Source organism: Acetobacter fabarum (assembly GCF_022483405.1).
Classification (GTDB): Bacteria; Pseudomonadota; Alphaproteobacteria; order Acetobacterales; family Acetobacteraceae; genus Acetobacter; species Acetobacter fabarum.
In genome coordinates, this window is sequence record NZ_JAKVNI010000001.1 from 1,009,569 (window position 1) to 1,031,939 (window position 22,371).

A 22,371-nucleotide genomic window follows, 5' to 3' on the forward strand; every position below is an offset into this window, starting at 1 on the left:
TCAACTGCGAAGCGTGTCGGCAGGTCCGGCCCGCATGATCTGAATGACCTGCTCTATAATCTCCTGTGCCTTGTCCACGCCAAAGCCTGCGTGTTTGCCTGTGGTAAACAGGAGCCCCAGCAACTCCTTGCGCACGGCCTTTTCCATATCCGGGCGGCTCAGAGAGTTCTCCCGCACGGCTTTGTCCACAATCCTGTCGATCTCAAACGCCAGATCAATCCAGCACTGTGGTGCATCATCCGTCTGTCCGTAGTTGAAAGTTGCTGCGAGCGTTTTGAGAAACACACCGTAATAGGCTTGTGCATGGCGATGTCCCTCAAATACAGAGGGAATGTCTTTGAGTTTGCGTTGCGCAACCTGCTCCTCAAATTCTTCAAACAGCATGAACTGCTTTAGGGGATGGTCAAACAGGTTCTCCGCTTTCTCAATCACTTTGCGTAGCAGGGCCGAGAACGCTTCCTTGGCGTAAGGGTCGTCCTGCATCTCATGGTCGATCATTTTTGTCACACGGGTGCGGATCAGATCTGTTTCGTTACGGGTCTTTTCCTCGCTCCAGTTCTCCGGCTGGTTGTCGTCCGGTTTCTTGCCCATCTTGCCGACCGCATACAACCCGTCGGACTCATGAACCTTAACGCCCGCCACATGCCGGTCCAGCAGCTTCTTTACCTGCTCGGCATACTGGTCGAAATCGACCGTCTCACCCGTATCCTGCATCACCATCTGGCGCAGGCTGGTCAGTTGCTTCAGCGTTTCCTTGTAGGTGGCGCGGTCCTTTTCCGTGAAGCTGGTGTCTTCAAAAAATGCCACGGATTGCAGCGCCACTTTCAGGCAGGCGGCAAACTTCGTTAGTGCCTCATAGAAATCATCCCGGCGCTTGAGGTTCACGTCCACCATCTGGCCGTGCTCCTCCACCATGCGGGGCATCAGCACGGCGCGAAGCTGCTGGAGGTCGCTTCTGTTTTTCACGCCCTCAAATATGGCCCAGAGCGCTTTATGCAGGGCCGGGAGTTCGCGGTATTCCGTGCTCATCTGGCTATAGAGCCCGGCAATATCCTTCGGGTCATAACCGCCAACATTTTCGGCCGCCAGTTCGTCATAGCGGGCCAGCGTGGTGTCCAGTTCCGCCAGAATGCCGCGATAATCAATCAGCAATCCATGCTTCTTCTGGTCATGCAGCCGGTTCACGCGGGCAATGGCCTGAAGCAGATTGTGCTGCTTCAGCGGCTTGTCGATATACAGAACCGCGTTCTTCGGTTCATCAAAGCCGGTCAGCAGCTTGTCGACCACGATAATCAGCCTGAGGTCCGGATCTTTCTCGAAGCGTTCAATGACGCCGCGCGTGTAGTCGTCTTCGCTCTGGCTGCCGACATTGTTCTTCCACCAGTCGTGAATCTCGGGCTGTTTGCGCTCATCGACTTCCGTATGGCCTTCGCGCGTATCGGGCGGGCTCATGACGATGGCACTTTCAAACAGACCAACCTCGTCCAGATACCGTTTGTAGCGGATGGCGGAGAGCTTGCTGTCACAGGCCAGCATGCCCTTGAGGCCGCTGTCGATGTTGCTGTCGAAATGGGTCGCCAGATCCATGGCGATGAGCCGGATGCGGTCATCGGCCTTGTAGACCTGATTGGCGCGGGCAAAACGCTTCTTGAGGTCCGTGACCTGCTCCTCGGTCAGCCCCTGCGTGATGCGTTCGAACCAGGCATCAATGGCCTCATCATTCACGTTAAGATCGGGCTTGCGTTCTTCATAGAGCAGGGGCGTCACTGTCCCGTCCGAGACAGCCTGTTGCATGGTGTAGGAGTGGATGATCTTACCAAAGCGGCTGGTGGTCTCACTCCCTTTGAGTAGCGGTGTGCCGGTAAAGGCGATGAAGGCAGCATTGGGCAAAGCGTGCTTCATGCGGGCATGGTTCTCCCCGCCCTGACTGCGATGCCCTTCATCCACCAGCACGATAATGTCCGCGCTGTCATTATGGCATTCGGGATAGCCGGTGGCGGTGTGGAACTTGTTGATGAGCGAGAAGATGATCCGCTCCTGCCCATGCCCGATCTGCTGCGCCAGACGGCGGCCTGAGGTGGCAAGTGCGTCTTCCTTGTCCTTCTTGTCTGCCAGTTCGCCGCCGGTGGAGAAGGTGGTGCTGAGTTGGCGTTCCAGATCCTTGCGGTCTGTGACCACCAGAATGCGGCACTGCTTGAGGTCGTCATCCAGAATGAGGGCGCGGCTGAGGAACACCATGGTAAAGGACTTGCCCGACCCCGTGGTGTGCCAGACCACGCCGCCTTCACGCCCGCCATCGCTGCGGCGGGACTTGATGCGTTCCAGCAGGCGTTTGATGCCGAAAACCTGCTGATAGCGCGCGACGATCTTGCCTGCCTTGCGGTCGACCAGCGTGAAGAACCGCGCCATGTCCAACAGGCGCTGGGGCGAGAGTAGGCCGATCAGCAGCCGGTCCTGATCCGTGACATGCAGCGGGCGGGACGCCCAGTCCTCGAACCAGTCCCGGGCCGGGGGCTTCCGGTCGGCAAACAGCGCGTCTTTCTGGGCCGACGAGAGTGGCGTGTTCTTGAGCGCCTCCATCCGGCTTTCGGGAATGTCTTCTTCCTTCCAACTGGCCCAGAACTTCTTGGGCGTGCCGCAGGTGCCATAGCGCCCGTCATGCCCGGTGATGGAGAGCAGAAGCTGGCTGTAGGCAAAAAGCTGGGGGATTTCATCCTTGCTCTGGTTGCGCAGGGTTTGGGAAATTCCGGCGTCCACGGTCGGGCCTTTGCCCGGCTGACCATCGGGGCGCTTGGCCTCGATCACGGCCAATGGAATACCGTTGACGAAGCAGACGATGTCCGGCCTGCGGGTCTGCGTCAGATCCGTACGCAGAACGCTGAATTCTTCAGTGAAGGTAAAGCTGTTGTTCTGCGGGTTCTGCCAGTCGATGAGGGCGATGGTCGGGTTGGCCTTGCGGCCGTTAATGAACTCGGTAATGGCAATGCCGAACAGCAGATGCGTGGTCATCTTGTCATTGGCATCGCGCAGGCCGGAGACGAAATCCGGATGCGTGACGTGGGAGACCAGCGCATCAATGCCCTGATCGGACAGGCTGTGCTCCTGTCCTTCAAACGTAAAGCGCCGTTTTTTCAGCTCCGCCCGCAGGAGTGTGTCCAGCACCACGGCATCCTGTTTCCCGCTCCGCAAGGCCAGCGCCTCGGATGGTGGCAGAAACTGCCAGCCGAGTGTGCTGAGCAGGGCCAGTGCCGGAAGTTTGGCGCTGTATTCTTCCTGAAATTTCGGAGCGGGAGCCATGTTTTCAAATATCCTGTTTCTGAAATGCCTTAATCGACCTTCACGCGGCGCTTGCCCGTGAGAAGCTGCTGCATCAGGGCTTTCTTCTCCTGACGCAGGCGCAAAAGGTCGGATTCAATCGCTGCGATTTCTTCGTCCGCTGTGGTTAGGACAGCGGCGATGGCTTTCTGTTCAGGGAGAGGGGGAATATTTAAAATATACAGATCACGGATAACACTTGGGTGAGCCTTAGTTTGATAATCAAAATGAAGTTTCTCATGCAGGAATTGAAGCTGAGAGCATAAAAATTTATAATTCAAATTCTTCTGATTAACGCGCATGTATCCAGACACATTTGTTATAGAGAATTTATGTTTTTTACGGTGGAAAAAATGTCCACCACCGTCTACCGACCAAGAAATCAATTCTTCATCGAACATGTAATGCCCGTATGTTCCCATAAGGCCACAGTTTTTAACAGATGACGAATATATGGGGTTTTGTCCGGGGTGAGCGTCAATATCTTTCTTAGATATAACGTTGCCTCTACCGAGTTCTAAAAACCCCTTTTTTTCTAATTCCCTTAGAGTAATACTTTCCCACTCCCCCGTGAACCCCGGCAGGCGTTTTTTGCCTGTGAGGAGTTGCTGCATGAGGGCTTTTTTCTGCTGCTGGCTGTTGGCCAGAAGCTGTTCAGTTCCCTCAATCGCACGATCCCACGTCGAGAGGATCGCCGCGATCTTCTTCTGTTCAGGGAAGGGGGGGAGGATTATTTTAAGTGTTCTTAATGACTCTAATGATATCTCTTTAAAAGTGCTGCCCTTACTTAAATTGAGTGCCTGCTGAATACAGGATGAGCTTCTCAATTCCTGAATCAGAAAGTTAGGGTAAACTTTCTGACTACATGAAATTCTAGCGGTGCCTTGCGTAAGGTTTGCTTCAGAAATCTCTGATGGAACAATGCAGGTCGCCCCAATATTTCCGCGCAGAGAAAATACGATGTCACCGGGATGAACAGAAGACCTGATGTATTTTCCGTGAATCTCAGCAGATGTGCGCTGTAGAGAAGCAAGTGAAATATCGTCTCTCACATCCGAACTTTTGATGTATGGAATTCCGCCGTCCACATGGGGGCCAGCCTGAACAATTCCATACGAAATCTTTTGACGAACGGCATCTGTTAGGCTGACTTTTTTCCACCCCTCAGGAAGCATAACCCAACTCCTTCAGATAAGCGTCCATCTGAGCTTCCAGCTTTGCCAGTTCTGCCTTGATCTTCGCCCGTTCGGCCCGCACGGCGTTCAGGTCGATTTCCGTTTCTTCCTCGAACGTATCGACATAACGCGGAATGTTCAGGTTGTAGTCGTTCTCTTTGATCTCGTCCGGCGTGGCGAGGTGGGCGTATTTGTCCACGTCCTTGCGGGCGCGGTAGGTGTCCACAATCTTCGTGATGTTCTCTTCGGTCAGCACGTTCTGGTTCTTGCCCGCCCTGAACTCGCGGCTGGCATCAATGAACAGCACGTCCTTCGTCTTGCGGTCCTTGCGGAAGATCAGGATGGCGGCCGGAATCCCTGTGCCGAAGAACAGTTTTTCCGGCAGGCCGATTACCGCATCCAGCAGGTTTTCCTCAATCAGCTTCTGGCGGATTTTGCCTTCCGAACTGCCCCGGAACAGCACGCCATGCGGAACCACCACGCCCATGCGGCCGGTGCGGTCTTTCAGGGTGCTGATCATATGCAGAATAAAGGCGTAATCGCCTTTGGTCTTGGGCGGCACACCACGGGCAAAGCGGTGATGCACGTCCTGTTCAGCCTCATCATGCCCCCATTTGTCGAGGCTGAAGGGCGGGTTTGCCGTCACCACATCAAACCGCATCAGGTGGTTTTTGTCATCCAGCAGCTTGGGGTTGCGGATGGTATCGCCCCATTCAATGCGGTGGTTGTCCTCCCCATGCAGGAACATGTTCATCTTGGCAAAGGACCAGGTGGAACCAATGGCCTCCTGTCCATATAGGGCGTAATCCTTGCTGCCCTTGTGGTTCTGTGTCACCTGCCGACCGCATTTCATAAGCAGGGAGGCCGAGCCGCAGGCGGGGTCACAGATAGTCTCACCCGGTTTTGGGTTCAGAATACGGGCCAGCAGTTCACTGACTTCCGGCGGGGTGTAGAATTCTCCGGCTTTCTGCCCACCACTGGCGGCAAAGTGCTTGATGAGGTACTCATAGCCATTGCCGATCACATCCAGATTGCCAACGCGGGAGGGGCGCAGGTTCAGGTCCGGTTTGGCAAAATCTTCCAGCAGATGGCGCAGGATGGTGTTCTTCTGCTTCTCATCACCCAGCTTGTCGGAGTTAAAGCTGATGTCCTGGAAGACGCTCTTGCCCGCGTCCTTCAGCTTGGTGCCGTTGGCTTCTTCAATGGCGTGCAGGGCCTTGTCGATCCGCTCACCATTGCCGGGGGTATTGCGCTCTTTATAGAGGGTATAGAAATCAGCACCTTTTGGCAGAACGAAGCGTTCCTGCTGAAGCATGGCTTCGATCAGCTCCGGATTGTCCCCATACTCCTTTTTGTAGCCGTCATAATGGTCCTGCCAGACATCGGAGATGTATTTCAGGAACAGCATGGTCAGCACGTAATCCCGGTAGGTATCGGGGCTGACAGTGCCACGGAAGGTATCGCAGGCGTTCCAGAGCGCCTTGTTGACGGTGTCTTGTGAAATCTGCTCGGTCACGAACTCAAATCCTGTTTCAAAACATAAGGGGAGTGTCAGCCCGCCAGAAGGTCTCTGGCAAGCCCGGTCATGATGTGTTGATTGGTCTGGCGCAGGCGTTGCAGGAGCGCTTCCTCCCGCTGCATGGCAAAAGCCAGACCAGCAATTTCCTGCTGTTGGGGGAGAGGCGGCACCACAATCGGCGTGGCTTCCAGCACTGGGCGGGCAATGTTGCGCACAAGGGTGGAACTTTGCGCGTTTTGCTCCAGATGGCGTTGTACCGGTTCCTGGTTAAGCCACCACGCCAGATAGGCAGGCAGCACGTCTGGGCTTTTGATGCGTAGAAGAAAGAAGTGAGGAGCAGCAACAGCCTGAAGGCTGCCAATCCGCTCATCAATCAGAACGGCGTGAGACACATTGCCACGGGCGGGGAAGAGAATATCCCCAGACTGCAACCAGTCAGGAGCACGACGCCCGGACACATCAGTCCGCACGCAGGACGCCCAGTTTACGCCATCAGGTGTGGTATCACGCATTTGCACAACAACGGTCTTAGCCCCTTCAGTAGGGTCAATGCGGCTTCTGAACGGGTGGCCCGCTGCGATTGCAGCAATGCCTGATAGAGTCGTTTTATGTGCGCCATTTAGCTTCATGCAATCTTGGTAGCCAAACCCAAATTGCCCGTCAAGAATTATCTTCCATTCTCTTTGGTGCATATAAAGTGGATGGAGGGGGCTGCCAATCTTGCCGTGCAGAGTCCCCTAAAGAGTGAGCATGCGTTCTGGCTCGTCAAGACGTGGGGTAACGCATACTCTCCAAAAGCCAGGAAGAATGGGGGTGTTGGGCATATGCGTCATGGCCCGTATGAGGAACCGGGACGAGTCAGCGCTATAACGTGTCTCGGTGTCAACGAAGGCTTTGGAGGTGTGATGGCAGGCTGGGAAGATATGACCAAAGAGCGGTTAGACGTTTTGCGCCCCTCGTTATAGTCCGTGATCAAGGTCAGGGCTGCATCAAACTCCTTGCTCCGTTGGCAGGCTTCAATCCGGTCATGTAAATGAGGAGGTACCTGGAAAAAGGCTGGGCCGATGGTCTCCAGATACCGAAGAGACTTCTGCGCTTTTTCACGTTCAGCATAATACTTCAGATGCCAGTCTTTGTTACGCTGACTATGCTTCTTATGTGCCAGTTGGCAATAATGCCGCAACAAGGGGAGGAGTTGCTCTTTGTCATCCAGCCGTTTACGGAATTCTTTGTTCTTGTCGCAGTAATCCTGAAGTGCGGCTTCTCTCTTTGTGGGGATTGGAAAACGTGGAAAAGTTGGCGCTTTTAAGCGTAATCCCAGCCAGTGCATGATAATTTCAAAGAGATATTGGATCATGGCCATGAGCTGCAAAGTGAGCTGTTCGTAGTTTTCATCGGCTTTTGTGCGTTTGTTGGTAAAGGTGGCCAGCCAGGATTTCTGGGCTTTCTGTTGCTCTCTGGCGGCCTCTTCCAGCTCTCTTTTGATATCCCGGTATCTGTCGCGTGTTCTGGCAACGGCGCGGAATAATCTTTGTACTTCTGCCTCAGGCTGCTCGAATGGTCCCCATTCCGAGGTGGGGTGGGCATTCAGAACAGCGTAACAGGCCTGTTTTTGGCGGATAATCAGGCGGTAGTTTTTCCGGACATCCGGGCGACAAAGAGCCGGTACGACCCGTGAGTGTCGTGGACGATCAAAAAACGGAAGTGGCTTGTTATGCAAAATCCGGTTTTCGATAGCAGCACGTGTGCATGGTTGGGGGATAATGAACTGAGCGATGCTCTCCCGTGAAGGGGGCGGGCAAGAAGACTGTTCCTGTTGCAATAATATGCGGAACTCTTTCATGCGCAGTTTTGTCAGTCGCGTAAATGAACCGATGAGTTGTCCATCGATTGTTTCAATAATATGGGCTCCAGTTCGGGTGTCCTGACGATCCCCCTCCCGCATGCGCAGGTTATGTCCGCTCAGCAGGTGGCGGAAAATGGCCAGGTTCTTGTTGCAGCTCTCCCATAGCTCACAAACCGTTTTCTTCATGCTGACCAGATCGATCCCCTGCCGTTCCGCCATTCTGCGGGCTTGAGAAGTATAGGCGGCACGGGGAAGGGGTTCGTCTGGAGGTGGGATAAGCGCTTCAACCTTGTTGGCCGCGTCGAGATGGCCTTCCTTGCGGAGTTGTCGGGCAATGGCGGCATCATGACGCCCTGGCACCAAAGGATGATTGAGCCGGATTTCTTCCAGGCGAGCGATCTTTTCCAGGCGCATCCATGAGTAACGACTGCTCAGAACATGGTCACCCTGCCATTCCGGTAACAGGAGGTGTCCATGGGATTTGCCGTTCTTGACGTGGATGACCAGTGTGCATTGCTCTGGGTTTGCGTGCAGTTCAATGCAGAGACGTATGGCGAAGGCCTCCAGTTCCCGATCAGTCATGGGGAGTTCGGGATTGAAGGCGATGTGGCGGAGGCCGTTGCGCAGTTTGTGGCGTCTGGCCTGTTGCATCCAGTCTGCCAGCAGAAAGTCCCCGCCCTGAAGAACGCGGATCTGTTCATTTTTGGCACCGCACAGCACGTGCAGGGAGACCGCTTTATGGCCGCTGGCAGTTTTGATGCGTATTTCATTGACAATCATGGCGAAGCTCCCGCGGTGCCAGGATTACAGACGGCGGATGGTGAAGTGGTCGAGGATCGTGTCGACCCGCTCGATGACGTCCTGGATGGTTGTCAGGGTTTCATCACACTGCACGGCATCGCCGCAGTTGGCGCTATGGGCCAACTGGTTGAGGTTGTTGCCAATACGCGCCAACTGGTCGCGTAGGGTATTGAGGGTCTGGCATACCTGCTTGCCGTCATGACCACAGATACCCGCTTCGGTTAGCAGATGACGTACCCATAATGCTGTTGTGCGACAACCAGCACGATGTGCGGCCTGATTCCAGTGTTCGAGTTCATCTTGCGTGGTTCTGACTGACAGGCGGTGCGCACGAGGCATGATCGTTCTCCATATCAGAGGGGGTCAACGGGGGAGATATCTCCCCCTTGCCAGCTGTCCGATGCACCCGAATGGGTAGCCATTGGACACTGCTGGCTCCCGGCTACAGAGAATTTTAGCGCACCCGCTTGCATAGAACGGATAAGTGACGCGTCTTGAGAGGATACGCCCTGAAATCTGCCCCGTTCGTTTTGGAGAATTTATGCGCGCAAAGACCTGCCACACCTCAACGCATGCTGCTTATCAGCGGAAAAACAGAGCTTTTTCTGGTGTGAGCGGTAGCCCTAAATATTTTTAGGAGAGCGGAATCAGAAGCGCTGATTGGGGCTGTGGTGACAGATCATATTTGAGCGCTTCAACGACGCGTTGTAGGTTTTTCACATCAATGCCGGACATGTAGTTCGTTGTGCCCTGCGAGCGGTGTGTTGCTTCATGCCCCAGAAGCGCATCAATCCAGAGTTCACGGATATCGTTGTTCTGATTGCGTAGCTTGGTGGAGACCAGATGGCGGAAAGAGTGGAAGGTCACCTCTTCTGGTATCTCCAGTCCACGCTTGAATTTGGAAAATGCCTGCGCAAAGTCGTTGCCACGAATGCCGTTGCGGGCGATCGTCAGTTCCTCAAAGAAGTAAAGCCCCGAGTTCTTGAAGCTCATGATATCGGCTTCGAGCAGCTTGCTATGTATCGGGACAATGCGTGTGCCTGCGGCTGTCTTGGGCGACCAGTCGCGTTGTTTGCCGTTCACAATTTCGGTGTGAGGCTGAATATGGAAACAGGGGATACCGTCAATAAACTCGACATCCTTGTTGCGCAGGTTGCAGAGTTCACCCAGACGCATCCCTGTATAAAGCGCTGTCTGGATAATCCCCTGATATGTGCGCTCGGAGATAACCTTGCGTGTCCATGGAGAACCGAGCAGCAAGGCCAGTTCGTCGTCAGACCATGCCCTGCGTTCGATTTTCTTGGTGATGTCGAACTTCCAGTTCGCCCAAGGATTGCGTGACACGATCTCGCGTTGGACAAGATGCGTCCAGATGGAGGACAGGCGCGAAAAGTGGTTCTTGACGGTCTTGCCGGATACGGTTTCCAGCTCCAACTCGGCGGCTTGCTCAACGGCGTCTCTGATCGGCAGGGGTTTACGGTTCTTGCCGTGCAGTGTCGGTAGCCCAAAAAGGAGGTCGCGCAACTCGCCTGCAATCTGCCCGTCGATCTGATTCACTGGAAGATCACCGAAGGCCTCAATGAAAAGCTGAACGGTCTTGCCCGTATCTCTGATCGTGCCAGCACTCTTGGCTTTGTCTTCATAGACAAAGCGTTCAGCCATCTGTGACAGCTTTGGCGCTTTGGGCTTCTTCTTCTCTGGTGCCGCAGGGGCGAGATTGGCTGTTTTGGTGGCGCAGTCCACGACAAGCTGATTGAGGTTATCAATCTGATCGCGCAAACCCTTCTTGTCTGCGGCTGTCACGGCATCCTGTTTATCAAGCTTGTGCCGGAGTTCCTGTATGCCTGTGACAATCTTCTGCATGGAGGGAGTGACGTCGTTCAGGAATTCGGTCTGGCGGGTGACCAGTTCCATCTGTTCGAACAGGAAACGGGCACGCTCGGCATTGCGCACGGCTTCGTTGCGTTCCTTCTCGACCTGACGCAGTGCTTCATGCTCTGCGATGATCTTCTGATACAGAGCGATCAGATCGTCCTTGCTGGGGTTCTTCATCCTGCCTGCCTGAAAAAGCTGTCCTGTTCGGGCATACAGCAAAGCTGCACGCTCACGGGCAACAAGCTTATCAGACGTATGCAGAACGAGAGAAATTTCGCGCTTCCCCAGGATCGGCTGGAGGGAAGCAGGTATGCCCCGTCGGAAGTGATATCTGGTCTGTCCATCGCGGCGCGAGGGGATGCTTCTGAGCATGTAAACTTTCCCAAATTGGGAAAGCGAGGTCAAAATTCCCAAAACCCAATGAAACCAATGAGTTATTGGTGCGAACTGCGGGACTCGAACCCGCTCTCTTTGGTCGCAACCAGACAGACAACCTATTGAAACAGAACGATAATTTCAGATGAAATCATCCTTCACATGGTGACTGCGGGTTCACTGTGGGAGCAAACCCGTGGGGCAGTCAAGAGAGGGATTGGTCTGGCCTCTGATGGGAATATGATGTATATACGACGTATAAACTTTAGCTGAGGGAAATCATCATGCAGGGCGTTGTCAGGAAATGGGGGAACAGTGCAGCCATTCGTCTTCCTGCCGGTGTGCTTGAAGCCGTCAGTCTGAAGATCGATCAGGCCGTCGATGTGCGAGAAGAAGATGGGCGAATCATCATAGAGCCAGTCAGAGCAGTTCCTCTCAAACTGGAAGAATTAGTGTCAGGTATTACGGTCGAAAACCGCCATGATGAAATGGACTTCGGTCCATCTGTTGGTGGTGAAAGCTGGTGAGTGCCAAAGCAACGACTGTCTGGGTTCCTGATTGCGGGGACATTGTCTGGCTTGAGTTTGATCCGCAGGCGGGCAGGGAGCAGGCTGGGCACCGACCTGCTGTTGTGCTGAGTCCTGTCAGCTATAACGCTAAAGCTGGAATGATGCTGTGCTGTCCGACAACGACCAAGGTCAAAGGCTATCCTTTTGAAGTGGCTCTGACTGGAAAAACTGCCAGTGTGGCCTTGTCAGATCAGGTCAGAAGTCTGGATTGGCGTGTCAGGAAAGCGAAGCTGAAAGGGACAATTTCGCCGGAAGAGCTGGAAGCAATCAGGCAGCGTGTCCGCCTGCTGGTGGGATAAAGGGAACAGGCCTCCCGCCAATCTCGTTTGCATAAGAAGAAAGTTCGGAAATCATGCATCGGTATTGGTTATCCTTACAGGGAGCCAGCAGTGCTCCATGGCTACCCGTTCCGGGTGCATGGCGCAGCTGGCAAGGGGGAATACTTCCCCCGTTGACCCCCTTTAAGGAGAACCGACCATGCCGATTGCCCGAACATCCCGTCTTTCTGTCCGTGCATCACCCGATGAACTGGTGCGCTGGAGCAGTGTTGCTCGCCACCTCGGTCACGCCACAACCGCCCACTGGATACGCTCCCTCCTGACCAGTGTGGAACTGACCGGGCATGATGGGCCACGCGTTCCCGATGAACTGCGCGGGATACGTCATCAGCTTTCCCGTGTTGGAAACAACCTCAACCAGCTTGCCCACTCTGCCAACTGTGGCGATGCCGTGCATTGCGGGGCTGTGCTGGACGAGATTGAAAGGCTGATCCAGCATCTTGATTGCCTTCTCCCCCGCTCACGGAGAAACCGCTCTGACAGGTCTGCCCGTCGCAGGTGCGACAGGTCAGCACTGACCCTGCACTGACTGCCTGTGGTCATGCGCCATGATCGTCCAGGAAAGCAGAATTAAAACGCGAAGTGGCGCGGGTGCCTTGTCCCGCCATGTGCTGCATGGTGCGAAGAATGAAGCCATCCGGGTTCTGGCGGGTTCGGACTGGCGCATGCGTGACGCCATGCGCGAAGCCAGACGTGAAGGGCTGACCTATGGCCTGCGTCATATCGCCTTCAATCCTGACGAGGCCATGACCGATGACCAGCTGGCTGGCTTTGCCCGTCGTCTCTGCGAAGAACTGCACGCGGACCCGGACCACATCACACTCGTCGTTCACCAGAAGGATGGCAGCGCCCACGGGCACCTGATCCTGCCCGAGTGGCAGCAGGACCATGTGCTGGAAAGCCGGTTCACATGGATGCGTCTGGAGAAGATCGCCCGGCTGGAAGAAATCCGGCTTGGACACACCCTCGTACCCGGACGACATGACAGGGCTATTGCCAGAGCCCTGCGACAGGAAGGCCATCATCAGGAAGCGGAACAGGTCGCAGCCCTGATCCCTGCACCTGACAGCACCAGCCCCCGCGCCGCCTACACATCGCAGGCCAGACGGATGGCAGATCGGCAGGGTGTTGATCTGGCTACCTGCAAAACCCTGGTGGCAACTCTCTGGTCCCGATCCGACGGGCTGGCATCCTTCCGGGTGGCGCTGGCGGAACACAGCCTGACCATGCGCGAGGGAGACAGGAACGGGACACGACCGGGAGCGCATATCATCGAAACCGGCGATGGCACGCTGATTGGCAGCTTTACCCGGCTGACAAAAGTGAGGATGGCTGACTTCAGAAGGCTTCTGGCAGAAGAGCAGTCAGCAGCAAAGGCAAAACCGAAAACGGATATCAGGAGCACCCGCGTCCCTGTCCGCATCACCAATGAGGAGAGCGGTCTCATGAGACTGCCCGCCCTCGTTGTTCCGGTGACCCGGCGGAAACAGCCAGGACGCATCAGGCTTCCACGTCTGGACAGGCAGCTTGAGGACGTCTGGCGCAGACGGATGGAGGAGGTCGACAGGCCATCCATCCTGACAGTCTCTCCCCGGCCACCATCCTGTCCGGTCATTCTCAGTGCTGAGGAAGCCCGTACCCGTCGCAGGATCAGGGAACTCATCCGCAAGCAGCAGGCCATCCTTGACCAGAAAGCCCCGGAAACGGGCTGGGCACCTCTGGACCGGGAAACAGTCGTTGCAAAATGGCGGGAAAGTCTCACACCCTATCAGAAACAGCTTCGTAACAGCTTTAAACGTTACAGTCGTGCCAAAAAGGAATGGAAACAGGCTGAAGGAAAGCTCTGGCAACGCATGACCGGACAGGCTGGCAAACTGGAAAAAATCTGCCAGCAGCTTCTGCTCGAATTTCTGGAAGTGCTGCGCTTTGTGGTCCAGGCCTTGCTGCATGTTGTCGGACTGCGCTCAACACCACCAGAACCCGTCCGGCCCGTTCTGACGGAGAACGACAGACCAGCCCTTGAAGATTTCCACAAACGGCATGATGCCGAATTTACCGCCATGGCTGATCAGGAAAAACTTGAGCACTGGCTCTCATACCGCTTTGACCGGCTGGTGCAGGCGAGAACCGAGCGCATCCGACAGTGGAACAAAGCCCACCAGCCGGAAAAAGAGCGGGCAGCACACGAGATCGCACTTCTGCGCTCGAAACTCGCAGGCCCGATATCCAGGACCGGACCCCAGGCTCCGGTTCCTTCCTCGCGAATGCATGCGCCGGGCCTCGGGTAGAACCCCGTCACCTGTGGCCAGAAAGGAGGAAAGGCAGGAGTGGGGGGAAGCAGAAGGTCCGGTATTGGATAGTAAAAGAGCAATAGACGACATTCATCACCGTCGCTCTATCTTGACAACCATGCGTCCATCTTCTCCAATACGGGGTGATACCTTACGTTGCGCTAAACCGGATCATTCTGGACCTCTTCTTGCAAAAATATGATGAGGGATAGCATTATGTTACCTTATCAGTCTCGTCTGGATGGTCTCATTGCCGTAACCATAGATAGCAATGTCTGGAATTTACTCTTCGACCTCAAGCTGGATCTAGCTGTTGAACTGCCATCGGACTGTTTCAAGCTCTTTATCCCACGTGAGGTTGAAATTGAACTTGCTGCGATTCCTGAATGTACAGACAAACGGGCCCTGAAAGATTACATTCGAACCCAAATAGCCGCTGCACAAGTGCAAACTCAATGGGTCTTTGGTTTTGCTCACGACAGTGATGGACCACAACGTTGCGGCGGTTTTGACATCGGTACCTGGCAGAGCGAAACTGAACGTAAATTTTATGATCTGATTCGCGAAAGATATTTACTCAGTAAACCGGCAACCAAGAGTCAACTTACTAGAAACGAGGGAGACGCGGCACTGGGCGCAAATTCTTTTTCCTCGGTCGTGCTGACTCTTGATCTCAAGCCGGGGCCTCTCACGGTCGCGCAGGTGAATGGTGGAAAAATACTCGACATGCGTCCCTTCAGGGAAGCTGGGATAGACCTCGCCTCTTATGTCACCGCCTACTACGACGCATCGCAAATGAGTAATGACCAATATGGGGAGGGCGAGCAGAATGTCGGTTAACGGTCGCGTTAGGCAAAAAACTGCTATTCATTTGCATGCTGCTTATGCGCCCATTCTGGCCATTCGACTGACAGCTGCGATGTCCCAAAGCAGACATTGTTTATGGCGTAGCCGGACGCCAGGCGATTGCTTCGGGTACATTCCGTGCCCTTGTGAAAGTGTTTTCCCGATCCGGCTGTGGCCGGTTCCCTCCACTGTTGTCGAAGTTTATGTGCGGTAGTCTGTTGACTGCGCTCAATAGGTACAGGCAGCGCAAAGTCGCGAACACGCCTAAATTTTTCCACCCACACCCTTGAACTTTTCAACGAACGCAGAGATGCGCTGGAACACATCTCGTTTTTTGGTCAGGTATCGTGGATTGAGCGGGCTCATTTTTGGAAGGATCGAGTTCAACTCTGTGCCGTTTTCGCTCGCATATTCGCGCTTGATCGATGTCGCAATGTAGCGCTTGGCGGCCTCTGCGTTCAATTTTTCATCAGTTATCAGTTCTTCCGCTTCCCGGCTTTGTTCGGCTTGTGCGAAAGCAAAAAAAGCCTCAATCACCCCCGCCTTATCCCCCAGTTCATCTAGGTTTGTCTGATTGATGAAATCGACAATAAGGCTTTCTTTCGCGCGGTTACCAATACTGGCGCGAATGACACGACGAACTTCGTCAACAAGCTCTGACTTGCTCTTCGTTTTTTTGTTGTACTCAAAAATTAGCTCAAGAATATAATCCAGATTTATTTCCTGAGATTTCAAGAGGTCGACCTCAAAGACGACATCATCCCAGTCGATCGTTGACTCAACCTGCTCGGCACTAGCCTTTTCGCGGCGAAACCAATCCCGAATGTCATTGTAGGTCGAACGGTAGTCCTGGACCTTTCGGTCAGCAGGCATTTCGATGCTCTTGAGCTCGTCAACGTCATCATCACTCAAATGATGCTGCTCCTTGAACGCTCTCACCGCTTCGGGGTCACTCTCGTCGATCTCCTGAAACTCTCGCAGGTTGGAGAACTCATCATAATTCTGAAGGATATTCTCAACACGGAGATACTCGCCGAACAGCTTTGCAAAGGCCTTTTTGTCCGCTTCCTTTTCGATGGCAGTGGGATCCGGGAAACGCTCTTTCAACTCACGGACGACATCGATAAAGCCTCGCCTCGCCTCGCCTGTCGTCTGGTCCGTAAAACCTTCCATGTATTCTGAATAGCTCTTTTCCAGAACGACGTTCTTGGTATTGGCGTTGCCAAAGAGTGTGATTGCCTTGACGGTCGCCTCTTCCAGGTCGCGGAAGGTAATGATGTTGCCGAAGGACTTGGTCGCATCATAAATGCGGTTGGTGCGGGAGTAGGCTTGTATAAGGCCGTGAAAACGCAGATTTTTGTCGACGAACAGTGTGTTCAGGGTTGGCGCGTCGAAGCCGGTCAGGAACATACCAACCACAATGAGTAGGTCGACTTCCTTGGACTTCACCCGTTTTGCCAGATCCCGGTAATAATTCTGGAAGCCCTTACTATCGACGCTGAAATTCGTTCGGAAACAGGCGTTGTAGTCCGCGATTGCAGCGTTAAGAAATTCCTTGGCGCTACTATTCAGCGCCGAAACTTCAAAACTCTCGTCAGGAATATCGCCAATAGCATCCTGTTCTTCGTTGGCGGCGAATGAAAAGATGGTCGCGATCTTCAACGGCTTATCGCTACCGTCCTGCAGCGCATTCAGCTTTTCATAATAGAGCTTGGCAGTATCAACGCTACTCACCGCGAACATGGCGTTAAAGCCCTTATTGTCTCCATAGAGACGATGCGTCTTGCGGCGGAAGTTATCGAGAATGTACTGGGAAATCTCGGCGATTCGTTTGGGATGCTGAAGAGCTTGCCGGTTTTCGGCGGCGGTCAGCTTCTTTTCGTCCTGTTCGGTTTCGATCGCTTTAAACTGAGGGCGCACATTGTTGTAGTCGACCTTGAATTTCAGCACCTTCTCATCGCGAATGGCATCGGTGATCACATAGGAATGAAGTTCGCGCCCAAATACGCTAGCCGTCGTCTCCGCACCCGAAGCATTTTCCGGAAAAATCGGCGTGCCGGTGAAGCCGAACTGGCAGAAATGTTTGAACTTCCGCTTGAGGTTCTTCTGTGCCTCACCAAACTGGCTGCGATGGCACTCGTCGAAAATGAAGACAACGCGCTGGGTATAGACCGGCAGGTCGCCCTCGCTCTTCATCAGATTGTTAAGCTTCTGGATAGTCGTGACGATGATCTTGTTGTCATCCTTGGAGAGGTTACGCTTCAATCCGGCGGTGCTGTCCGATCCATTGACGCTATCCGGGGAGAAACGCTGATACTCCTTCATCGTCTGGTAATCGAGATCCTTGCGGTCGACCACGAAAAAGACCTTGTCGATGAAGTCGAGCTGCGTGGCAAGGCGGGCCGCCTTGAAGCTGGTCAGCGTTTTGCCTGAACCTGTAGTGTGCCAGATATATCCGCCACTTTCCGGCTTACTAAGCGTCTTGCCTTCGAACGAGCTTTTGATCTTTCGCAAGATTCGTTCAGTCGCCGCGATCTGATAAGGGCGCATCACCAGCAGCGTGTCACTGACGTCGAAAACGGAATAGTTCAACAACACGTTCAACAACGTGCGCTTCTCAAAGAAGGTCGCCGTAAAATCCTTCAGGTCCCGGATCAGGCTGTTATCGGCCTGCGCCCAGTTCATCGTGAAGTCAAAGCTATTCTTGTCGCGCTTGGTCGTGTTGGCGAAGTAGCGCGTATCCGTACCGTTCGAGATTACGAAGATCTGAAGGTATTTGAAGAGCGAATTGTCCGAGTTAAAGCTTTCTTTGCTGTAGCGGTGGATCTGGTTGAACGCTTCCCGAATGGCGACGCCGCGCTTTTTCAGTTCGACTTGCACCAGCGGCAGCCCGTTCACCAGAATGGTCACATCGTAGCGGTTCGCATGAGTGCCCGCTTGCTCGAACTGCTTGATGACCTGAACCTTGTTGCGGCAAACATTGGCCTTATTGACCAGATAGATGTTCTGTATACGGCCATCATCAAAAACGAAGTCAAAGATATAGTCGTCGTGGATCTTGCGGGTCTTGTCAGTAGCACTGTCGCTGGGTCGATCCAGATAGGTCTCAACGAAGCGCACCCATTCCTTATCTGTAAATTGAACATCGTTGAGAGCTTGCAGCTGAACGCGAGCATTCACCAGCAGGGTGTCGGTTGATTTCAGGTCAGGCAGATACTCATAGCCTTGATCGTGCAGGTCCTGAACAAACTCGCGCTCTAAGTCAGTCTCAGACTGATAGCTTTCAGCCGCCTCCCAGGCGCGCACATATTTATCAAGAACGATAAAACGATTGGTCTCAGCGATGGGGGTGGTCTGGTCAGGCATTTGGGGCCTCCTCCTGCCAATAGCTGTAATTGTTGCGCAGATGATCTAGCAGGAGCTTCACCGTTTGCTTTTCTTGCGGTGTGGGCTCGGCGATGGCCTCGCTGGAGAGCGTATTATGGTTTGTGAACTGAATAATACGGTTCAGGTAAAGTTGCTGATCGCCGGGAAGCAATTCTGACCATCGCGGATAGCCCAGAAAATTCGATGTCTTTTCATAGAGATTGCGCAGCAGGGTGAAATGATAGCGCTCGATCTTGTCCGCCGCGATTGCCTCCTCCAGCGTTTGTTTGAGGTAAAGGTGATAAGAAAAACTCTGGTTTGAATCGCCGCTCTTCTCTGTAAGCTCGAACGTTCCATCCTCAAACCGTTTCAGCATGTAGCAGATCTTGTTTTTCAGCTCATTGAACAGCACGTTGAAGAAGAGTGGGCTGTGCGTTGTGATGATAAATTTCAGGCCGTTCGTAGTATCGCTTCTCTTGATCAGGTCCGCGACATCGACGGCAAGCTGAATGAGATGGTTCTCATCAAGCGAGCTGACCGGGTCATCGATGAAGATATATTCGAGATCATTGAACTGAGCTGTCTCGCGATCATCAACCTCAGTAATGTTGCGCGTGCTGATCACCTGATCCAACAGACAATAAAAGATGCTCCAGATGAAATTGCTCTCCTCGCCCTTGGATATCTTCAGATTGCCGCTACTCATATCGGTGCCGCGCTCAAGGGAGAAAGTAACCTCCGAAAAGTCTGCGCTGAATCGTGGTGTCAGATTTGGCTGCGTATAGCGCTGGAATGTTGCGATGACGTTGCCGTCAAGTCCTAAATCTTCAAAGGCGGATTTTGTATAGGCGTTCGGCTGAATTTTGAGCTTGCGCTCAATGTCTCCCTCAAGATCGTTGTCCCAGTAGAACAGATCTTCGGTGAAGGCGTTGTAGTAGAGCACCTTGGGGCGATGCTCGTCATCCCGCTCCTCGGTCTTCGGGTCGATCAGCTCCCTGAACTCACGTGAAAGGCGCGTCTTGCCGGAGGCGTTGAACGCATAGATGAGTTGCACCTTTTTGGAGGCGTCTCGCAGCTTCTCCGCGATCTCGGGCAGCGTCTGTCCCATTTACGCCGCCCCTGCGTCAGGCTTGGGAAAGCTCAGCAGCTGATCGCGGTAATAAGCATATTGCTTTTCACGCAGCTCAATCTCGCGGGGCAGGCCTTCGGTCAGGGAGGTAGTCAGCGTGTCGAACTTGTCGAGGATGGAGGCGATGCGCTTTTGGGCTTCTAGCGATATTTTAGGGTCATCTGGAAAGGGAATCGGGATTGGTATTTTCTCAACCTGATGACTCATCAGCTTCGGGTTGCCCATTCCACTGTAAACATGCTTCTTGGCCTCCGTCGAAAGCCAAAAGAATAAAAATTTTAGGTCCAGCGGGCATGCTCCATTTTCTTTGATTACGCCGCAAACATTAGTAATCGAGAATTTTTCATTCCTGTAGAATACTGTTCCGGCGTTTGCTCCGTCTGTAGTCCAACTGACGTACTCACCGTCAAAGTCAAACGTCTCGATCTGGCCAATCATGCCGTTGTTTGCAGTTTGGGAGCTATACACCGGGTACACACCGGCGTTATCTCGCAGGTAGCCCTTCGACATAACTCGCCCTCGGCGTAGAGTTGCGATATCCCCCAACGCCTTCCACTCCACCTCATCCTCATCAAAGGTCAGAAGTTGCTCGCGGTAGTGGTTGTATTGTTTTTTGCGGGCGGTAAGCTCGGCGGTAAGCTCGGCGGTAAGCTCGGCGGTAAGCTCGGTGAAGCTGTCGAGTATCCGAACAATTTCCCCCTGTATCGCCAGCGACTTCTGCGGATCATCCGGGCATGGGATGGGGATTTTCTTGTTGCAGTAGTTGCTTATCCATTGTCGCTTATGGTCTCCCTCGACCAAACCGCTAGGCATCGTATTTAGCCAGTGAAACACGTATCTCAAAATGAACCTGGCATCGTCGCTTGAGGTAATCATCTTCATCGCCGACGACTTAACTTTAAAATCGAAGTCGACCCATTTGTTCGCAGTTGTGAAATCATCAAAAATAATGACGGGCGATCGCGAGCCTTTATAAGTTCCACGATCCTCATCTGTATAGCCCAGAATAAAAGACTTTCCAGCTGTTAAGACCGGCGTTTTGTGGACATCACTGTAGTTCGCCGATTTCACAATATAATTAGTCGGCTGTTCATATTGAGTGACGTCTCCCAAAGGCATCCACGCCATCTCAGCCCCATCCAACAGCTTCTCCAGAAAGCCAGCCGCACTCATGCCTCGATCTCCGCGACAATCACGTCAATTTCGGCGCGCAGCTGATTGATCCGCTGAACTGTGGTGCTGATCTCCTCATTCAGCTCATCAATGTCCACAACTTCGCGCGTGTCGCGCGGCTCGACATAGGAACTGACCGAGAGGTTATAGCTGCGCTCTACGATGGTCTCATACGGCACCGAGGCGGCGACATGATCGACGTCTTCCTTGCGATCAAAAATCTCCATTACTCGCGCGATGTGTTTATCCGTCATGAGATTGGTGTTGGTGGCCTTCTTGAAGAATTCTTCTCCGCTGGCGTCGATAAATTGGATGGCCGTGTCGGTCTTGTTCTTGGCGAGGACCAGGATCGTTACCGCGATGGTCGTGCCGTAGAAAAGGTTGGAGGCGAGCGCGATCACCGTTTCGACATAGTTGTTATCAACCAGATATTGCCGGATCTTCTTCTCAGCCCCGTCGCGATAGAAGATCCCCGGGAAGCATACGATCGCCGCGCGGCCCTTGGCCGAAAGATAGCTGAGCGCATGGAGCACAAAGGCGAAATCGGCCTTTGACTTGGGCGCCAGCACGCCCGCCGGAGCAAAGCGGTCATCGTTGATCAGAGTCGGATCGTCCGAGCCGATCCACTTCACCGAATAGGGCGGGTTGGAAACGATGGCATCAAAGGGCTTGTCGTCCTGAAAATGCGGCTGGGTGAGCGTATCCCCGCGTTGTATATTGAACTTGTCATAATTAATGTTGTGCAGGAACATGTTCATGCGGGCGAGGTTATAGGTCGTGTGGTTGATTTCCTGCCCGAAGAAACCCTCTTCAATGATGTGTTCATCGAACTGCTTCTTGGCTTGCAGCAGTAGCGAGCCGGAGCCGCAGGCTGGGTCGTAAATCTTGTTGACCTTTTCCTGCCCATGCATGGCAAGCTGCGCGATGAGCTTCGAGACATGCTGCGGAGTGAAGAACTCTCCACCTGACTTGCCCGCATTGGCAGCATAGTTCGAGATCAGGAATTCATAGGCATCGCCGAACAGATCAATCTGACTGTTGTGGAAGTCCCCGAAATTCAATTCTGCAACGCGCTTAAGCACCTTGGCTAATCGGCTATTCTTTTCCGCGACGGTATTACCAAGGCGCGTGCTGGTCGTATCGAAATCGGCGAACAGGCCCTTGATGTCTTCCTCTGACGGATAGCCATTGGCTGAGGCTTCAATAGCCTTAAAGACCTGTGCCAGATCGGTGTTCAGGCTGTCATTCGTATTGGCGTCGTCCGCCACATTGGCGAACAGCTGGCTAGGATAGATGAAATAGCCCTTAGTCTTGATAGCGTCGTCCTTAATGTCATCAGTGATGACGTTATCAGACAGAGCCGCATAGTCGATGCTCTCGTCACCCGCCTCGATATATGAGGCGAAATTCTCGCTGATAAAGCGGTAAAAGAGCGTGCCGAGGACATATTGCTTGAAGTCCCAGCCATCGACTGAGCCGCGCACATCGTTCGCAATGGCCCAGATTTTCCGTTGTAGCGCTGCGCGTTGTTCTTGGCCGGTCATCTCTTTTTGTCCTTCTTTAGACTGGCTTCACGCTCGATCCAGTCCTCAATATCCATGCGCAAAAACCGCTAGGTGTTACCGTCCCTGAAGTCTGGCAGATTGCTGTCGACCGCAAAGCGACAAGCGGTTTTCCTGTTGATACTGAGATAGTGGACGACTTCATCAATGCTCATGATGTCAGCTGCCATACGAAGCACTTTCCCAAGATC

Annotated in this window: 16 protein-coding genes; 5 read left to right on the top strand and 11 right to left on the bottom strand. The window is 53.6% G+C overall.

The features are described 5' to 3' along the window. From LKE65_RS04835 to LKE65_RS04865, 7 genes are all read right to left on the bottom strand, one after another. Complete coding sequence (locus LKE65_RS04835; protein WP_253545405.1) at positions 1 to 3,297, bottom strand: type I restriction endonuclease subunit R; 3,297 nt, start codon at positions 3,295 to 3,297, stop codon at positions 1 to 3. 29 nt (positions 3,298 to 3,326) lie between these two features. After that, positions 3,327 to 4,490, bottom strand: coding sequence for a restriction endonuclease subunit S (locus LKE65_RS04840; protein ID WP_253545407.1), 1,164 nt, complete (start codon positions 4,488 to 4,490; stop codon positions 3,327 to 3,329). Then, a complete protein-coding gene (locus tag LKE65_RS04845; RefSeq protein WP_253545409.1) occupies positions 4,480 to 6,006 on the bottom strand; it encodes a type I restriction-modification system subunit M in 1,527 nt (508 codons plus the stop codon). Before LKE65_RS04845 ends, LKE65_RS04840 begins: the two co-directional genes overlap by 11 nt. A 35-nt stretch (positions 6,007 to 6,041) precedes the next feature. After that, complete coding sequence (locus LKE65_RS04850) at positions 6,042 to 6,638, bottom strand: restriction endonuclease subunit S (protein ID WP_253545411.1); 597 nt, start codon at positions 6,636 to 6,638, stop codon at positions 6,042 to 6,044. A 200-nt stretch (positions 6,639 to 6,838) separates the two neighbouring features. Then, positions 6,839 to 8,635, bottom strand: coding sequence for a hypothetical protein (locus LKE65_RS04855; protein ID WP_253545413.1), 1,797 nt, complete (start codon positions 8,633 to 8,635; stop codon positions 6,839 to 6,841). 24 nt (positions 8,636 to 8,659) lie between these two features. Beyond that, the gene (locus tag LKE65_RS04860) at positions 8,660 to 8,995 is read right to left on the bottom strand and encodes a MobC family plasmid mobilization relaxosome protein (RefSeq protein WP_253545415.1); all 336 of its coding nucleotides are present in this window, start codon (positions 8,993 to 8,995) and stop codon (positions 8,660 to 8,662) included. Between the two features lie 294 nt (positions 8,996 to 9,289). Next, positions 9,290 to 10,903 carry a DUF6538 domain-containing protein gene (locus LKE65_RS04865; RefSeq protein ID WP_278740636.1) on the bottom strand — a complete coding sequence of 538 codons (1,614 nt, stop codon included), beginning with the start codon at positions 10,901 to 10,903 and terminating at the stop codon, positions 9,290 to 9,292. 287 nt (positions 10,904 to 11,190) lie between these two features. Here LKE65_RS04865 and LKE65_RS04870 point away from each other — a divergent pair, with 287 nt between their 5' ends. The 5 genes from LKE65_RS04870 (at position 11,191) to LKE65_RS04890 (ending at position 14,944) form a co-directional block, all read left to right on the top strand. Beyond that, positions 11,191 to 11,433, top strand: a complete 243-nt coding sequence (locus LKE65_RS04870; protein WP_278740637.1) for an AbrB/MazE/SpoVT family DNA-binding domain-containing protein — start codon at positions 11,191 to 11,193, stop codon at positions 11,431 to 11,433. Further along, positions 11,430 to 11,774 (top strand): endoribonuclease MazF, encoded by a 345-nt coding sequence (gene mazF, locus LKE65_RS04875; RefSeq protein ID WP_278740638.1) that lies wholly within the window; start codon positions 11,430 to 11,432, stop codon positions 11,772 to 11,774. Before LKE65_RS04870 ends, mazF begins: the two co-directional genes overlap by 4 nt. A gap of 178 nt (positions 11,775 to 11,952) precedes the next feature. Then, positions 11,953 to 12,342, top strand: coding sequence for a MobC family plasmid mobilization relaxosome protein (locus tag LKE65_RS04880; RefSeq protein ID WP_278740639.1), 390 nt, complete (start codon positions 11,953 to 11,955; stop codon positions 12,340 to 12,342). 19 nt (positions 12,343 to 12,361) lie between these two features. Continuing rightward, entirely contained in the window at positions 12,362 to 14,101 is a 1,740-nt protein-coding gene (locus LKE65_RS04885) for a hypothetical protein (protein ID WP_278740640.1), read from the top strand. Positions 14,102 to 14,320: 219 nt separating this feature from the next. Further along, positions 14,321 to 14,944 (top strand): hypothetical protein, encoded by a 624-nt coding sequence (locus tag LKE65_RS04890; RefSeq protein ID WP_278740641.1) that lies wholly within the window; start codon positions 14,321 to 14,323, stop codon positions 14,942 to 14,944. A gap of 270 nt (positions 14,945 to 15,214) precedes the next feature. Here the strand turns inward: LKE65_RS04890 and LKE65_RS04895 are convergent, their stop codons facing one another. Genes LKE65_RS04895 through LKE65_RS04910 form a run of 4 tightly spaced genes read right to left on the bottom strand, consistent with a single transcriptional unit; the run spans position 15,215 to position 22,162 of the window. Continuing rightward, entirely contained in the window at positions 15,215 to 18,316 is a 3,102-nt protein-coding gene (locus tag LKE65_RS04895; RefSeq protein WP_278740642.1) for a type I restriction endonuclease subunit R, read from the bottom strand. Then, entirely contained in the window at positions 18,309 to 19,424 is a 1,116-nt protein-coding gene (locus LKE65_RS04900) for an AAA family ATPase (protein ID WP_278740643.1), read from the bottom strand. The genes LKE65_RS04895 and LKE65_RS04900 overlap by 8 nt, the downstream gene beginning before the upstream one ends. Then, positions 19,425 to 20,618, bottom strand: a complete 1,194-nt coding sequence (locus LKE65_RS04905) for a restriction endonuclease subunit S (protein WP_278740644.1) — start codon at positions 20,616 to 20,618, stop codon at positions 19,425 to 19,427. Continuing rightward, positions 20,615 to 22,162 (bottom strand): type I restriction-modification system subunit M, encoded by a 1,548-nt coding sequence (locus tag LKE65_RS04910; protein WP_278740645.1) that lies wholly within the window; start codon positions 22,160 to 22,162, stop codon positions 20,615 to 20,617. Before LKE65_RS04910 ends, LKE65_RS04905 begins: the two co-directional genes overlap by 4 nt. Between the last annotated feature and the right edge of the window lie 209 nt (positions 22,163 to 22,371).

What these genes read in the sequence shown, in the direction of transcription:
- LKE65_RS04835 (WP_253545405.1), bottom strand. Translation starts at nt 3,297, where the DNA reads ATGGCTCCCGCTCCGAAATTTCAGGAAGAATACAGCGCCAAACTTCCG.
- LKE65_RS04840 (WP_253545407.1), bottom strand. Translation starts at nt 4,490, where the DNA reads ATGCTTCCTGAGGGGTGGAAAAAAGTCAGCCTAACAGATGCCGTTCGT.
- LKE65_RS04850 (WP_253545411.1), bottom strand. Translation starts at nt 6,638, where the DNA reads ATGAAGCTAAATGGCGCACATAAAACGACTCTATCAGGCATTGCTGCA.
- LKE65_RS04855 (WP_253545413.1), bottom strand. Translation starts at nt 8,635, where the DNA reads ATGATTGTCAATGAAATACGCATCAAAACTGCCAGCGGCCATAAAGCG.
- LKE65_RS04860 (WP_253545415.1), bottom strand. Translation starts at nt 8,995, where the DNA reads ATGCCTCGTGCGCACCGCCTGTCAGTCAGAACCACGCAAGATGAACTC.
- LKE65_RS04865 (WP_278740636.1), bottom strand. Translation starts at nt 10,903, where the DNA reads ATGCTCAGAAGCATCCCCTCGCGCCGCGATGGACAGACCAGATATCAC.
- LKE65_RS04870 (WP_278740637.1), top strand. Translation starts at nt 11,191, where the DNA reads ATGCAGGGCGTTGTCAGGAAATGGGGGAACAGTGCAGCCATTCGTCTT.
- LKE65_RS04880 (WP_278740639.1), top strand. Translation starts at nt 11,953, where the DNA reads ATGCCGATTGCCCGAACATCCCGTCTTTCTGTCCGTGCATCACCCGAT.
- LKE65_RS04885 (WP_278740640.1), top strand. Translation starts at nt 12,362, where the DNA reads ATGATCGTCCAGGAAAGCAGAATTAAAACGCGAAGTGGCGCGGGTGCC.
- LKE65_RS04890 (WP_278740641.1), top strand. Translation starts at nt 14,321, where the DNA reads ATGTTACCTTATCAGTCTCGTCTGGATGGTCTCATTGCCGTAACCATA.
- LKE65_RS04895 (WP_278740642.1), bottom strand. Translation starts at nt 18,316, where the DNA reads ATGCCTGACCAGACCACCCCCATCGCTGAGACCAATCGTTTTATCGTT.
- LKE65_RS04900 (WP_278740643.1), bottom strand. Translation starts at nt 19,424, where the DNA reads ATGGGACAGACGCTGCCCGAGATCGCGGAGAAGCTGCGAGACGCCTCC.
- LKE65_RS04905 (WP_278740644.1), bottom strand. Translation starts at nt 20,618, where the DNA reads ATGAGTGCGGCTGGCTTTCTGGAGAAGCTGTTGGATGGGGCTGAGATG.
- LKE65_RS04910 (WP_278740645.1), bottom strand. Translation starts at nt 22,162, where the DNA reads ATGACCGGCCAAGAACAACGCGCAGCGCTACAACGGAAAATCTGGGCC.